The 13,773-nt window shown below is 75.5% G+C and carries 13 protein-coding genes and 1 pseudogene; 5 read left to right on the top strand and 9 right to left on the bottom strand.

The features are described 5' to 3' along the window. Positions 1-91: 91 nt before the first annotated feature. The gene (locus tag O7633_RS04390; protein WP_074477191.1) at positions 92-961 is read left to right on the top strand and encodes an LLM class F420-dependent oxidoreductase; all 870 of its coding nucleotides are present in this window, start codon (positions 92-94) and stop codon (positions 959-961) included. A gap of 57 nt (positions 962-1,018) precedes the next feature. On the opposite strand, the gene O7633_RS04385 is transcribed toward O7633_RS04390, so the two are convergent. Further along, positions 1,019-2,608, bottom strand: coding sequence for an FGGY-family carbohydrate kinase (locus O7633_RS04385; protein WP_282326187.1), 1,590 nt, complete (start codon positions 2,606-2,608; stop codon positions 1,019-1,021). A gap of 4 nt (positions 2,609-2,612) precedes the next feature. Then, a complete protein-coding gene (locus tag O7633_RS04380; RefSeq protein ID WP_282326186.1) occupies positions 2,613-4,856 on the bottom strand; it encodes an aminotransferase class III-fold pyridoxal phosphate-dependent enzyme in 2,244 nt (747 codons plus the stop codon). 140 nt (positions 4,857-4,996) lie between these two features. Here O7633_RS04380 and O7633_RS04375 point away from each other — a divergent pair, with 140 nt between their 5' ends. Beyond that, positions 4,997-6,202: a PucR family transcriptional regulator gene (locus O7633_RS04375; protein WP_282326184.1), complete on the top strand. Its 1,206-nt coding sequence runs from the start codon at positions 4,997-4,999 to the stop codon at positions 6,200-6,202. A gap of 50 nt (positions 6,203-6,252) precedes the next feature. On the opposite strand, the gene O7633_RS04370 is transcribed toward O7633_RS04375, so the two are convergent. Further along, positions 6,253-6,834: a TetR/AcrR family transcriptional regulator gene (locus O7633_RS04370; protein WP_282326182.1), complete on the bottom strand. Its 582-nt coding sequence runs from the start codon at positions 6,832-6,834 to the stop codon at positions 6,253-6,255. A 69-nt stretch (positions 6,835-6,903) separates the two neighbouring features. On the opposite strand from O7633_RS04370, the gene O7633_RS04365 reads away from it, so the two are divergent. After that, positions 6,904-7,395 carry an FBP domain-containing protein gene (locus O7633_RS04365; protein ID WP_282326180.1) on the top strand — a complete coding sequence of 164 codons (492 nt, stop codon included), beginning with the start codon at positions 6,904-6,906 and terminating at the stop codon, positions 7,393-7,395. A 58-nt stretch (positions 7,396-7,453) separates the two neighbouring features. On the opposite strand, the gene O7633_RS04360 is transcribed toward O7633_RS04365, so the two are convergent. From O7633_RS04360 to O7633_RS33135, 4 genes are all read right to left on the bottom strand, one after another. Further along, complete coding sequence (locus O7633_RS04360; protein WP_282326179.1) at positions 7,454-7,921, bottom strand: hypothetical protein; 468 nt, start codon at positions 7,919-7,921, stop codon at positions 7,454-7,456. A 102-nt stretch (positions 7,922-8,023) separates the two neighbouring features. Next, positions 8,024-8,386, bottom strand: a complete 363-nt coding sequence (gene crcB, locus O7633_RS04355) for a fluoride efflux transporter CrcB (protein WP_282326177.1) — start codon at positions 8,384-8,386, stop codon at positions 8,024-8,026. After that, complete coding sequence (locus tag O7633_RS04350; protein ID WP_282326175.1) at positions 8,383-8,922, bottom strand: CrcB family protein; 540 nt, start codon at positions 8,920-8,922, stop codon at positions 8,383-8,385. The genes crcB and O7633_RS04350 overlap by 4 nt, the downstream gene beginning before the upstream one ends. Before the next feature lie 131 nt (positions 8,923-9,053). Continuing rightward, positions 9,054-9,449, bottom strand: a complete 396-nt coding sequence (locus tag O7633_RS33135; protein WP_348776317.1) for a class I SAM-dependent methyltransferase — start codon at positions 9,447-9,449, stop codon at positions 9,054-9,056. Between the two features lie 167 nt (positions 9,450-9,616). Here O7633_RS33135 and O7633_RS04340 point away from each other — a divergent pair, with 167 nt between their 5' ends. After that, positions 9,617-10,051: a DUF6766 family protein gene (locus tag O7633_RS04340; RefSeq protein WP_282326161.1), complete on the top strand. Its 435-nt coding sequence runs from the start codon at positions 9,617-9,619 to the stop codon at positions 10,049-10,051. Positions 10,052-10,198: 147 nt separating this feature from the next. Here O7633_RS04340 and O7633_RS04335 read toward each other — a convergent pair whose 3' ends face one another. Continuing rightward, entirely contained in the window at positions 10,199-11,314 is a 1,116-nt protein-coding gene (locus O7633_RS04335; protein WP_282326160.1) for a hypothetical protein, read from the bottom strand. Between the two features lie 18 nt (positions 11,315-11,332). Between O7633_RS04335 and O7633_RS33130 the strand changes: the two genes are divergently transcribed. Then, positions 11,333-11,758 (top strand): nucleotide disphospho-sugar-binding domain-containing protein, encoded by a 426-nt coding sequence (locus tag O7633_RS33130; protein ID WP_348776334.1) that lies wholly within the window; start codon positions 11,333-11,335, stop codon positions 11,756-11,758. Positions 11,759-12,477: 719 nt separating this feature from the next. On the opposite strand, the pseudogene O7633_RS33125 reads toward O7633_RS33130, so the two are convergent. Further along, a pseudogene (locus O7633_RS33125) lies at positions 12,478-13,638 on the bottom strand (adenylate/guanylate cyclase domain-containing protein); the annotation flags it as partial. Between the last annotated feature and the right edge of the window lie 135 nt (positions 13,639-13,773).

Below are 13,773 nucleotides of genomic sequence, written 5' to 3'. Positions count from 1 at the left end.
GAGACTACCGGATACCGGCCCAGAACCGTCGAATCGATCCCACCCAGTGCGACGGCCCGGTCGCCACTAGGCTCGACCCGGAGGTGTGGAGATGAAACTCGGACTGCACTACTGGACTTTCTCGACCCCGGCCGACGCGGCGGCGATCGCGCCGACCCTGGCCGAGACCGCCACCCTCGCCGAGCAGGCGGGGTTCGCGTCGTTCACCGTGATGGACCACTACTTCCAGATGGAGGCCCAGGCCCCGGCCGAGGAGCCGATGCTGGAGGCGTACACGACCCTCGGCTACGTCGCGGCGCTGACCCGGCGGATGACGCTGGGTGTGCTGGTCACCGGCGTCATGTACCGCCACCCGGGCCTGCTCGCCAAGATCGTCACGACGCTGGACGTGCTCTCCGGCGGCCGGGCCCGCCTCGGCATCGGCGCGTCCTGGTACGAGCGGGAACAGCGCGGTCTCGGCGTGCCGGTCGTGCCGGTGGCCGAGCGGTTCGAGCGGCTGGAGGAGACGCTGCGCATCTGCCGGCAGATGTTCAGCGACGACGACGGGCCCTTCGAGGGCCGGCACTACCGGCTGGCCGAGACGCTCAACTCGCCGCAGCCGCTGCGCCGCCCGCACCCGCCGATCATGATCGGCGGCGGCGGTGAGCGCAAGACGCTGCTGCTGGTCGCCCGGTACGCCGACGCGTGCAACCTGTTCGGCTCCAGCCCCGACGACGTGGCCCGCAAGCTGGACGTGCTGCGCGGCCACTGCGCCGCCGAGGGCCGCGACTACGACGCCATCGAGAAGACGGCGATCGTGCTGCGGCCGCCGCTGGCCGACGTCGACGCGTTCGTCGCCGACGTGGCCGCGTACGCCGCGCTCGGGGTGACCGAGGTGCAGACGATGCCGGACCGGCACCCGGTGGAGTTCACCCGGCGGATCGCCGACGAGGTGCTGCCGAGGCTGGCCGACATCGGCTGACCGGCCGCCCGGCTGACCGGCCGCGCGCCCCGCCCGGCGGCGCGTGGGCCGGCCGGTCTACCGGCGCAGCCGCCGGTAGACCGGGGCCAGCCGCCGGTGCAGCAGGCGGTAGACGTCGAAGATCTCGTCGTACGTGGCCCGGTGCGCGGGCGTCGGCGCGAACACCCGGTCGCTGCGCATCAGCCCGGGCAGGTCGCCGAAGCCGACCATCCCGGTGCCGACCGCGCCGATCCAGCCCGCGCCCCGGGCGTTGACCGCCAGGGGGTTCGCGTCGCGCCGGATCTCGACGCCGAGCACGTCGGCGAAGATCTGGCACCACGAGTCCGACAGCGCACCGCCGCCGGTGATCGCCAGCGAGGTGACGGGCGCGCCGAGGAACCGGTCGACGGCCCGGAACAGCCAGCGGGTGTTCAGGGCGACGCCCTCGAAGACCGCCCGCAGCAGGTCGGAGCGGTTGGTGTCCAGCGAGATGTTGAGGAACGCCGCACGCAGGTGCGGGTCGTCGACCGGGGCGCGTTCGCCGTAGAGCCACGGGGTGTAGATGACGCCGTTCGCCCCCGGCGGCACCGTCGGGATGATCCGGTCGAACGCGTCGAAGATCGTGCCCTCGTCGCGGCTGACGTGCCCCGCGCCCAGCAGCGGGTCGTCGTACTCGACGACCTTGTCGCGCAGCCACGTCAGGTTGGCCCCGGCGGTGGCCTGCAACGCGGTCATCAGGTAGCGGTCGGGGATGGCGCACGGCACCGCGGCGATCCCGGCGACCACGTCGGTCTTCTTCGCCGGCACGTGCGCGGCGACCCACGACGAGGTGCCGAGATAGAGGTGCGGCTGGTTGTCGCCGGTCGTGCCCGCCCCGATCGCGGCGGCCGTGTTGTCGATGGCCCCGGCCACCACCCGCACCGACCCCGGCAGGCCCAGGTGCGCGGCGGCGGCCGGCGACAGCGTGCCGATCACGTCGATGCAGGCGACGATCGGCGGCAGCTTGTCCCGGTCGATGCCGCAGTCGGCGACCAGGGCGGGGGAGTAGCGGACGTCGCCCGGCCGCCGGTTGTCGGTCACCCACGAGGTGAGGATCGAGTCGACGGTGGCCACCGTCCGCCCGGTCAGCTTCAGGTTGATCCAGTCGAGCACGTTGAGGAACGACGCGGTGCGCGCGTACACCTGCGGCATCTCGTCGCGGACCAGCAGCATGTGCGCCGCCGGGTCCTTGCCGGTCGGCGACGGCATGCCGCCGGTGAGCCGCAGCCAGCGCGCGATCCGGCGCGCCGACAAGCCGTGGTACGCGGGAAAGCCGCCGAACTGGCGGCGCAGGTTCGCCGCGCCCCGCATGTCCAGCCAGCTGATGCACGCCGTCAACGGCTCACCGGCCGCGTCGACGGCGATGGTCCCCTCGCCCTGCGTGGAGGCGCACACCACGGTGACCGCGCGCAGGTGGTCGGGGTGGGCCCGGCCCAGGTCGGCGGCGACCTGCCCGAGCGCGTCCCACCAGGCGCGGGGATCCTGCTCGGCCCCGCCGCCGGGGAGCACCCGCAGCGGCACGGCCCGCTCGGCCCAGCCGGTGACGGTGCCGTCGGCGGCGACGAGGGCGGCCTTCATCCCCGAGGTGCCCAGGTCGATCGCGAGCACCTGCGGTGCCGTGGCTGCCACCGGATCAGACCCCTTCGACCAGCGCGAACACCTGGTCGAACCGCGCGAGCGCGTCGTCGATGACCTCGTCGGTGTCGGCCATCGAGGTGTACATCCGCGAGCCGGCCAGGGTGATGATGCCGTGCGCAGCGTACGCCGCGCCCATCTGCTCCATCAGCCGCTTGCGGGCCTTGTTCTCCTTGAGCAGCTTCACCGGGTGGCGCATGTCCAGCAGCATGACGCCGCTGCACTCCAGGTGCACGATCGAGCCCTGGTTGTAGGCGACGTACGGCAGGCCGTAGCGGTCGATGAGCCGTTGCAGGCCACGGGTGAGCCGGTCGCCGGCCCGCCCGGCGATGACCGGCGCGTTGGTGCGGGCCATCTCCTCGATGGCGAAGTAGCCGGCCGCGCAGGACAGCGGGTTCGCCGACAGGGTCCCGCCGACCTGGATGTGCGCGCCGCTCTTGCCGTCCAGGCCGGAGCCGAAGACCGCCATCACGTCGGCGCGACCGCCGACGCCGCCGGCCATCGGGTACCCGCCGGAGACCGCCTTGCCGAGCACCGTCAGGTCGGGGGTGACGCCGAAGTAGCCGGCCGCGCCGCCCAGGCCGAGGCGGAACCCGGTGACCACCTCGTCGAAGACCAGCAGCGCGCCGAACTCGTCGCAGAGCTGGCGTACCTTGGCGTTGAAGTCGCGCGGCACCGGCCGGGTGCCGGACTCCGGGCCGACGGGCTCGACCACGACGGCGGCCGTGCCGCCCCGCAGCCGGTTCTCGATCAGCTTGCGCCGCAGCTGCCCCAGGTCGTGCGGGAACGCCTCCCGGGTGCGGCTGGTCGCGCCGAAGGGGATGCCCTTGGCGTTCATCCGGTAGGTGCCGGGCACCCGCAGCCCGTAGACCATGGTGTCGGACCAGCCGTGGTACGCGCCGCCGACCTTGATCACCATCTTCTTGCCGGTGAACGCCCGCGCCCCGCGCACGGCGGCCATCACCGCCTCGGTGCCCGAGCCGAGCGCCCGGTACATCTCCACGTGCGGCAGGTACCGGTGGATGATCTCGGCGAGCTTCAGCTCGTACTCGTGGAACAGGCCGGTGACCGGCCCGGACGCCCGGACCACCTCCGCGACCCGCTCGTTGACCGGCCCGTAGTTGCTGCCCAGGATCGTCGGGCCGCCGGCCTGGAGGAAGTCGATGTAGGTGTTGCCGTCGCGGTCGACCAGGTGCGCGCCCTCGGCCCGCTCGATCGCCAGGGGGAACGGGTAGTTGAACGCCAGGTTGTGCTGCACGCCGCCGGGGATGCGCCGCTTCGCCCGGTCGGTGATCTCCCGGCTGGCCCGGCACTTGGTGTCGTAGTAGTTGAGCACGTCGAGCAGCGCGTCGTGGCGCAGCCCGCGGATCGGCTGGGCGACCAGCGCCCTCAGGCGGCGCATGACGTCGTCGACGTCGGGATACTCGCTGATCGCGTACCCGAGCCGGGCCGCCTCGCCGCCTTCCGGCTCCCCCTCGCCGGGCGCGGCGAGCGCGGCGGCCGTCGCGTCGGCGCTGGGCAGCTCCTCGTCGGCGGGCACCCGCAGCGGCGACACCGCCTCGGTGATCTGGGCGGCGATCCGCTTCTCGTCGGCGCGCAGCTTGCCGAAGGCGACCTCGCGGATCGCCGTCGGGATCGTGTAGACCTTCCCCGTCTCGGTGGTCAGCGCCAGCAGGTAGGCGATCGAGACCTTCTCCAGCAGCGCCATGTTGAACACCGCCCGGTCCGGGTCCGTGCCGAGGGCGACGATCCCGTGGTTGGCGATGATGAACGCGTTGTCCCCGCCGGCGACCTTCTTCTGCACGTTGCGCGCCAGGAACCCCGTGCCCGACGGGGCGTAGTCGACGATGGCGACCCGCTTGCCGAGGAAGCGCACCTGCTCGTCGGTGAGCGCCGGGATCGGCCGGCGCAGGAAGGCCAGCGCCGAGGCGTACGGCTGGTGGGTGTGCACGATCGCGTTGACGTCCGGCCGCTGCCGGTAGATGTTGGCGTGCATCCCGCACTCGATCGACGGCGCGAGGCCCGTGCCGGAGTCGTCGGGCACGTGCTTTCCGGCGAAGTCGACGATGCAGACGTCCTCGACGCGCATCCGGTCGTAGTCGTAGTTGCTGGGGGTGACCGCGTACAGCTCGTGGCCGGGCACCCGGACCGACACGTTGCCCTCCGTGGCCTTGAGGTAGCCACGGGCGAGCATGGTGCGGCACATGTCGACGACGTGCTGGCGGGACGTGCGGTGCTCCACGGCGCTCTCCTCGGTCGGGCCACGGCGGATCGGCGGGGATGCCCGTCGGGTCCATCGTCGCCGGGCGGCCGACGCGGAGCACCGTCCCGCCGGACGCGAGAATCGGGCCCCCGATTGTCACCGCGTGACAAAATCGCGGGATGACCGCGCCCGTCACGCCCTGGCAGCGGCTCCCCGCCGACCTGGCCGCCGCGATGCGCCCCCACCTGCCCGCCACCGTCGGCGCGGTCGCGGCGGCGGTCACCGAGGCCACCCCGGCCTTCGCCGCCATCTCCGACGCCAAGTTCGCCCGGGACGTGCGCACCGCCGTGCAGGTCGCGTTCGAGCGCTTCGTCGACCTCGTCGGCACCGCCGAGCCCGCCCTGCCGCCGCGCGTGCGGGACGTCTTCGTGGCGCTCGGCGCGGGCGAGGCGCGCGAGGACCGGGGGCCGGAGGCGCTGCTGGCGGCGCAGCGGACGGCGGCGCGGCTGATGCTGCGCACCGCGTCGGAGTCGCTGGCCCGGCTGCGCCCCGTCGACACCGCGGAGCTGATCGACCTGTCCGACGCCATCACCGCGTACGTCGACGAGCTGGCCGCCGCGAGCACCGACGGCTACGCCCTCCAGCTGCGCGAGCAGGCCGGGGAGGGCGACCGGCGACGCCGGCAGCTCGCCGAGCTGCTGCTGCGCGGCGACGGGCTGCCCGCCGCCGTCGAGGCCGCCGCCGCGCGGATCGGCTGGCCGCGCCTCGACGAGGTGACGCCGGTCCTGCTGCCGCTGGAACAGGCCCGCGACGCGCGGTTCCGCTACGGCGCGGACGGCCTCGTGGTCGAACGCGCCCGCGACGCCGTGCTGCTGCTGCGGGCCGGCCCCCGCTCCGCCCGCCCGCAGCTCGCCGAGGCCCTCGCGGGGCGCGGGGCGGTGGTGGGGCCGGCGCTGGGCTGGGCGCAGCTGCCGGCGGCGGTCCGGCTCGCCGAGCTGACCGCCGGGCCGGCCGGGGCGGACCCGGGCCCGGTCTTCGTCGACGACCATCTGGTCGCGCTGACCCTGCGCGGGGAGGCCGGCGCGCTGGCCGTGCTCACCGCCCGCCGGCTCGCGCCCCTGGCGCAACTGCGCCCGGCCCAGCGGGAGAGCCTGCTGGTGACCCTGCACAGCTGGCTGCGGCACTGGGGCTCGCGCGCCGAGGTCGCCAGCGAGCTGTACGTGCACCCGCAGACCGTCAGCTACCGCATCAGACGCCTGCGTGAGCTGTACGGCGACGACCTGACCGACCCGACCGCCCGCACGGAACTCCTCCTGGTCCTGGCCGCCCGTCCCACCCCCGGCTCGGATCCCGGCCCCGGCTCGGCCCCCGGGCCCGTTCGGTGACCGGGAGGACGGCGTCAACCTCGATCTTCACGGTGACGCAGACCCTTTGATCACCGGGGCGAGGTGGGGTGGGGCCAGGTGGTCAGGAGGGTGTCCAGGGCGTCCAGGATCCGGGTCCAGGTCTCCTGGGTGTCGGGGGCGCTGTGGTCGAACCCGCCCCCCAGCTCGAGGCTGACGTAGCCGTGGAAGACGCTGCCCAGCAGGCGGACCGCGTGCGTCTGGTCGGGTTCGGTCAGGTCGTACCCCCGCAGGATCGCCCGGAGCATCCGCGCGTGCCGGACGCCGGCGCTGGCGGCGGCCGGGGCCGGGTCGAGCCGGAGCTGGGCGGCGGCGTAGCGGCCCGGGTGCTCCCGGGCGTAGTCGCGGTAGACGTTCGCCACGGCGGTCAGCGCGTCCCTGCCGGACCGCCCGGCCAGGGCGTCGGCGGCGCGGGTGGCGAGGTCGTCCAGGGCGAGCAGGGCGATCCGGGTCCTGAGGTCCTGGGAGTTTCGCAGGTGTGAGTAGAGGCTGGCGACGGTGACGCCGAACCGCCTGGCGACCGCAGAGACGGTCACCTGGTCGAAGCCGACTTCGTCGGCCAGCTCCGCCCCGGCCAGGGTCAGGCGTGCTGCGGTGAGTCCGGCGCGGGCCACGATCCTCCTCGGTTGCCTAAGTCGATTATGCGTTTGCCTAAAGTCTTTAGGCAACCTAGCGTGCCATGCATGGAGCCGCTGACCGAGCAACAGATCCGTGCCGCGTTCCTCAACTGCACCAAGGGCGAGGCGAAGCGCCTGTCCGTGCCGCGCGACCTGGCCGACCGCCCCTGGGTCGACCTGGACTACCTCGGCTGGCGGGACCCGCAGGCACCGGACCGCGCCTACCTCGTCACCGTGCTCGACGGTCGCCCGACGGCCCTCGCGCTGCGCTGCCCCAGCCCCACCGCCGCGCAGCGACCGCGCGGCATGTGCTCGATCTGCCTCACCACCCCGGCCGGCGGCGTCTCGCTGATGGTCGCGCGCCGGGCGGGCCGGCCCGGGCAACAGGGCAACACCGTCGGCACGTACGTCTGTAGCGACCTCGCCTGTTCCCTGTACGTGCGCGGCAGGAAGGACGCCGGGCCCGGCGCGCGCCTCCAGGAGTCGTTGACCCTGGAGGAGAAGGTCCAGCGGACGGTGGCCCACCTCGCCGCGTTCGTCGCCAGGGTGACCGCCTGACCATCGTGATCCGCCCCGGTGGCGAGGCGGCGGGGCGGATCACTCGTTCCGCAGGCGGTCAGGGGATCGAGAAGAGCCGGTCCGCGGGTACGACGGTGGCGGGCAGCGCCGCGCCGGGCACGAGGGCCGGGTCGACGGGGCGGTTCACGTCCGCCTCGAACGCGGCGAACCCGGGCCCGCTGATGCGCAGGCGGAGCGTCAGCCCCGGGTCCTCTCCGTCCACGCGGTCCGCCACGGAGAGGATCTCCGCCGTCGCGGCGACACCCGCGGCGGACAGGTGACGCGCGTCGCGTCGCGACCGGGCGACCAGCCGCAACCCGAGGACGCCGAAACCGACGCCGACAACCGTCATGAACGCGGCACCGGCGAGCAGGCCCCAGAATTCCCCGGGCGACGGTGGCGGGTCCAGCGTCAGGCCGGCGACGAGCAGGGCCGGCCCGGGCAGGCAGATGGCGAGGAACACCAGCCGGCACAACAGCGCGCCGAGCGGACCGATGCGGGCCTCCGCTTGCCGGGGCGTGCTCACCAACTCATCCTAGTTGGCCTCTCCCGCACCATGATCGCCGCCGGCCGGACCGTGTTCCGGGCACGACCCCATGGACGGCACCACCCCGTGCGGGGGCGGCGGCTAGCCGACCAGCGCGCGGGTCACCGCGAAACCCAGGGTCGCCGCGCCCAGCCCGGCGGCGACGCTGGTCAGCGCGTTCACCAGCGCGAGCAGGCGGGAGCCGTCCCGGGCCAGGCGCAGCGTCTCGTACCCGAAGGTGGAGTAGGTGGTGAGCGCGCCGCAGAACCCGGTGGCCAGCAGCGCGCCCACCGCCGGGCCGACCGGGGCGGCGACCAGGGCGCCGAGCACCAGCGAGCCGACCACGTTCACCGTCAGGGTGCCCCAGGGGAACGGTGAGGCGTGCCGGGCCTGCACGGCCCGGTCGGTGAGGTAGCGCAGCGGCGCACCGACGGCCGCGCCGAGGGCGATCAGCAGGGCCGTCACGCCGGCCCGCCGTCGGGCCGCGCCCCGTCGGGGTCCGCGGGCCCCGGTGTCGTCGGGTGGGCGTGCGGGCCGGTCGCGCGGCCGAGCAGCCGGGCCGCGGCGGCGTCGCCGACCCAGACCGCGGCGAGCGCCCCCAGCAGGGTGGCGACGAGGTACGCCAGCGCGGTGCCCGCCGCACCGGCGAGCGCCGCCTGCCGCACGTCCACCACGTACGTGGAGAAGGTGGTGTAGCCGCCGAGCACGCCCACGCCCAGGAACGGCCGGGTGAGCGGCGGAACGCGGCCGGCGGTGACCACCGCCATCAGCGCCCCGATCAGCAGGCACCCGGACACGTTGACGCCGAACGTCGCCCAGCCGAACCCGGTCGGCGGGTGCGGGAACGCCGCCTGGACGCCCGCCCGGGCGAGCGCGCCGAGCACGCCCCCGGCCGCGATGACGCCGAGCACGACCGCCGGGTGGGCGCGCAGCTCGCCCCGGTCGGCCGGCACCCGCAGGTCGACGTCGGGGTCGACCCGGCGCGGGGTCGGTCCTGCCACCTCGCCCTCCCACCGGCCGCCTGGGCGTACGAGCGCGAGCCTACCCCCGCCGCCCCGCACGGAGGGCCCCTTGATCGTCTGCGGGAAGCGGAGATTGCGGCCGGCGTGTCGTCTCCTTTCCGCGCAGACGATCAAGGCGTGGCGTGGCGCGGGCGGCGTGGGGCGGGGCAGGCAGGATCGCCCAGCGACGCGCGGGCCAGGGCGAGCAGGGCGGGGTCGAGGTCGATCAGGGTGACCCGGGCCCGGGGGAAGCGGGCCAGGGCGCGCAGCGTGATCGTGCCGGTGCCACCGGCGAGGTCGAGCAGGCGGGGTGAGTCCGTGTCGACCACGGCCTCGACGGCGTCGAGCATGGCGGCGAGGCGTTCCTCCCGGTCCGGCATGAACCCCTCCTGCTGCCGATCCCAGCTCTCCTGCCAGGCCGCCGCCGTCGCGGCGAGCCCGGGGGCGGGGACGGCGGAACCCTCGGTGATCGTCGCGGGGCGTCCGGCGGACGCCTCGGCCACACCCTCGCTGATGTAAGGAGTCATACGCATCAGGCTAGTTACGCCGCCGGTCGACGTCCAGACCTTGTTGCCAATGATTGGCAACAAGGGGGGAGTGTCGTTCGCGGTCTCCGTCCCTGTTCAGCACGGTTTCGACCGGGTCCGGGCGGGGCACATCACGGGTGAGATCGACTACCGAGAGGGGGATCGTGATGGCGGAGACCAGCACACCGGCCGGCACGCGCCCGTCCGTCAGCGCCGACACCGGGGGTGGCCGCAGTCGCGGCCCGGCGGCCGGCCCGCCGTTCCGCAAGCCGCGATGGCCCAAGGCGTACGCCTTCGCGCTGGTCACCGGCGCGCTCTTCCTCTTCTCGTGGGTCGGCCAGTTCCTCTTCCAACTCGTGGTGCAGCGCAACGAGGCGAGCCAGCACGGCCAGGCGTTCGCCTGGTCCGAGTTCCTGCCGCAGTTCTTCGCGAGCACCTTCGAGAACTGGCAGTCGGAGTTCCTCCAGCTGATCTGGCAGGCCGCCGGGCTGGCCCTCTTCTACTACTGGGGCTCGTCCCAGTCCCGGGAGTCCGACTACCGGATCGAGGCCAAGCTGGACGCGCTGCTGCGCGAACGCAACCTGGATCCGGAGAACCCGTGACCCGGCCCGCCCCGCGCCGTCGAGGAGCGGGCGGCGGTCGGCGAGACCCTGCTCACCCCGTGAGCGGGACCGCCGGACGAGCCGCCGCGCTGCACCGCGTCCCGCCCGCCCGGCCGGCCGGGCGCGGGCAGGCGGCGGCCGGGCCGGTCACCGCCGGCCGAGCGGGACCGCCTGGGCCGGCACCGCCGGCGTCGGCGGCACCGGTGCCGGGGCGGGCCCGGCGGGGCGTGCGGCCAGGCCGCCGAGCAGGGCGCCCAGCAGCGCGGCGAGGACGACGACGCCGCCGGTCACCTCGGGTGTCCAGCGCACCCCGACGGCCGGCGCGAGGCCGGTCAGGTGGCCGGCGACCAGCAGGCCGCCGAGCAGCGCCCCGGCCAGCGGCAGCCGCAGCGGCGCGTCCGGGCCGCGTACGGCGTCCAGCCGCCACAGCAGCGCGTCGGCGAGGGCCGCGCCGCCCAGGGTCCCCAGCGCGGCCCACGTCTGCGGCGTCGGGAACTCCTGCATCACCAGGTTGAACAACGCCACCCCGGCGACCAGGGCCGCGCCCGTGCCCGGGGCCGCGCGCCGCCGGTGGACCAGCAGGAACGGCCCCACCAGCAGCAGCGTCGTGAGCAGGTACGCGTCGACGCCGAGCACCGCCTGCTGCTGGGTGCCCAGGCCGCCGATGAACCGGGTCGGGGCGAGGGTGAGGAACGCCGACGCGTAGGTGAGCAGGATGGACGGGGCCATCGCGCCGAGCATGAGCGAGGCGACGCCCGTGGCCGAGCGCGCGCCGCCCTCGCCGCTGGCCCACCACGAGCGCAGCGGGCTGGTCACCAGCAGCACCGCCGAGGCGTCGAGGAGCAGGTGGCTCGGGCTGAACGCGGCGTCGAGCCCGACCTCCACCCCCAGCGTCTCGTGCCAGGTCAGGTCGGCCAGGCCGGCGAGCAGGAAGGTCGCCGCCGCGATCGCGCCGACCCGGTAGCCGGCGGGCCAGCCGTCCCGCCACCATCGGGGCGCGCCGCCGCGCCGCCGGTACGCCAGCCAGCACGTCCACGCCGCCGTGGCGACGAAGCCCGCGTAGAGCAGCCCGTGCCACGGGGTGAAGAAGCCTTCGATGGTCTCGATGATGTTGCTGTGCGCCCAGCCGTCGGACATCGCCCCGGCGGTGAGCACCGCGCCGAACAGGACGGTGACGAGGTCCTCCCGGCGGGTGGCCGGCGGCACTCCGGGGGAGGCGACTGCGGACGGTGAAGTGTCGTGGCGGACTCCGCTGCTGTTCATCGGCGGTCCTCTCGGGAGATGGCGACTCAGCGTCATTGTGCGGCTCCCGTGGGCGACGGTCCGGGACCGGCGGCCGTCCACGCCGGGCGCGTCGCGCCGCCGTCCACATGTTGGGAAGCTGGCGCGGGCGGCGGCCTCATCCGCGTCGTGCCGGCGAGCGCGGCGCTGGTGTGCCACGGCGGCTCGGGCAGCACGTGCGGTGCGTTCGTCGCCGGCATCCCGCAGTTGGCGACCACGGGGCCGGGGGACCGTCGGCACAACGCCGGGCTCATCGCCGGCCGGGGGTCCGGCCTCGCCGCCCCGGGCCGGCGGATCACCGCCGAACTGCTCACCCGGCTGCTGACCGGCCCGGCACCGGCCGGGGCCGCCCGCGAGGTCAGCGGCGGGACCGCCGCCATGCCGGACCCGGCGGACCCGGCGCCCCGGCTGGAGACGCTGCGCTGATCCCGGCCCGGCCGGGGGCCGCGCCGGCCCGGCTCCCGGCTCCCGTCCGGCCGGGCACCGCCGCCGGGCGACCGGTCGCGCGGGCCGGGGCGCGCCGGCCGGGCCGGTGCCGTCGGCCGGGGCCGCGCCGGGGCCGGGTGCGTCGCGGGCCGCGCCGGCGGCACCGGTGCGGTCGCACCGGCGCGGCGCACGACGGCCGCCAGGACCGCCCGGGGCAGCCGGTCGTGCGCCACCCGGCGCAGCGCCGGGTCGGCGACGTCGTACCCGCCCCGCGTCCGACGCAGCAGCCCGCGCGCGGCGAGCGCGGACATGGTCCGCTCGGCCTGGCCCGCCGGCCACCCGAGGGCCCGGTCGACCGTCGCGGCGGCGGTCCCGGGGCCGAGCGCGGCGGCGACCATCAGCGCGGCGCGTTCCCGGCCGGCGCAGGCGTCCAGGCGGGCGGCGGCGACCGCGAGCACCCGCTGCGGCGGCTGCGCCGGGTCCGTCCCCTCGGCCACGTGCCGCACGTACGCCTCGGCGTGCCCCGGCGACCCGGCGACCAGCGGCAGCAGCCGGGCCGCCAGCGCCGCCGGCTGTCCGGCCCGGACCAGCAGGCCGCGGAGCAGCCGACCGCTCTCCACCGCGGCCAGCGGGGGCAGCGGCACCTCGTCGTGGCCGCCCTCGGGGCCGGTGCGGTCGCCGCTCCACTGCGGACGCCGCGTCGTCACCACCGCCAGCGGCACCCGCCGGGCGACGGCCGCCGCGAACAGGGCACGCAGGAAGCGGTCCGTCGCCGGGGCGGCCCGGTCGGCGTCGTCGAGCGCCAGCACGACGGGCTGCCGGTCGGCCAGGCGCAGCAGCACCCGCTGCCACACCGCCGCGCCGACCGGCGACGGGCCGACGAGCAGCCCCTCCAACGCGACCACCGTGGACAGCGCCTGCCCCGCAGGGACCACGCCGTCGAGCGCCGCCAGCAGCCGTCGGCGTACGGTCGCCGGCTGCTCGTCGACGCGCAGGCCCGCGAACGCGCGCAGCAGGTCGGCGACGGGCGTCAGCGGCTGCTCGGGACGCGGCGGGCAGGCGGCGGCGTACCAGCGCACCGGCGTGCCGTCGACGGCCCCGACCGTGCGGCCCAGCTCGTGCAGCACCCGACTGCGGCCGCTGCCGACCGGGCCGACCAGCGCCACCCAGCGGGGGGCACGCTCGCGGGCGGCCCGCAGCACCCGGTCCCGGGCGGCGGCGAGCTGCCGGCGGCGGCCGACCAACGGGCCGTGGTGGCGGACCGGCTCGGGGCGGTCGACCCCGACGGCGAGCGCCACGTCCAGGGGCAGCGGCTTGCCGGCGACGCTCAGCGGGCCGAGTGCCCGGTGGACGATCATCCCGGCGGTGGCGCGGCGGGTGGACGCGCAGAGCACGACGCCGCCGGGCGGGGCGTGCTCCTGGAGCCGGGCGGCGGCGGTGATCACCGCGCCGCTGGCCATGCCGTGCGCGCCGGCGCGGATGCCCGCGACGTCCACCAGCGCCTCGCCGGTGGCGACGCCGACCCGCGTGCGCAGGGCCGCCACGCCCGGCAGGGGCCGACCGTCCAGGGCGCGCTGGATCTCCAGCCCGGCGCGCACCGCCCGGTACGCGTCGTGGCCGTCGGACTCGCGGGCCCCGAACAGGGCCATCACGGCGTCGCCGACGTACTTCTCGACCACGCCGCCCCAGCGGTCCAGCACCCCGACGACGGTGTCGAAGTAGGCGCGTTGCAGGGCCCGGACCTCCTCCGGGTCGAGCCGGTCGATCAGCGCGGTCGAGCCGACGATGTCGGCGAAGAGGACGCTGACCGTCCGTAGTTCCTCGGGCACCGGCCAGTCGGCCGGCGTCGACGACTGCGTTCCGTTGCCGGTCGTGGACATGGGCATCGCACCGCCTTTCCCCCGCTTGGTGCCTGACGACCTCAGGAGACTCCCACCACCGGTCCGACGGGGGATCGGCAGAACGACGTATGTCGGCCTACCGCAACCTTTGGTCGCAATGTCGACGCGAGGCGT

Origin of the sequence: Micromonospora sp. WMMD712, assembly GCF_029581295.1 — a bacterium.
GTDB lineage: Bacteria > Actinomycetota > Actinomycetes > Mycobacteriales > Micromonosporaceae > Micromonospora > Micromonospora carbonacea.
This window is presented reverse-complemented; position numbering and strand designations above follow the sequence as displayed.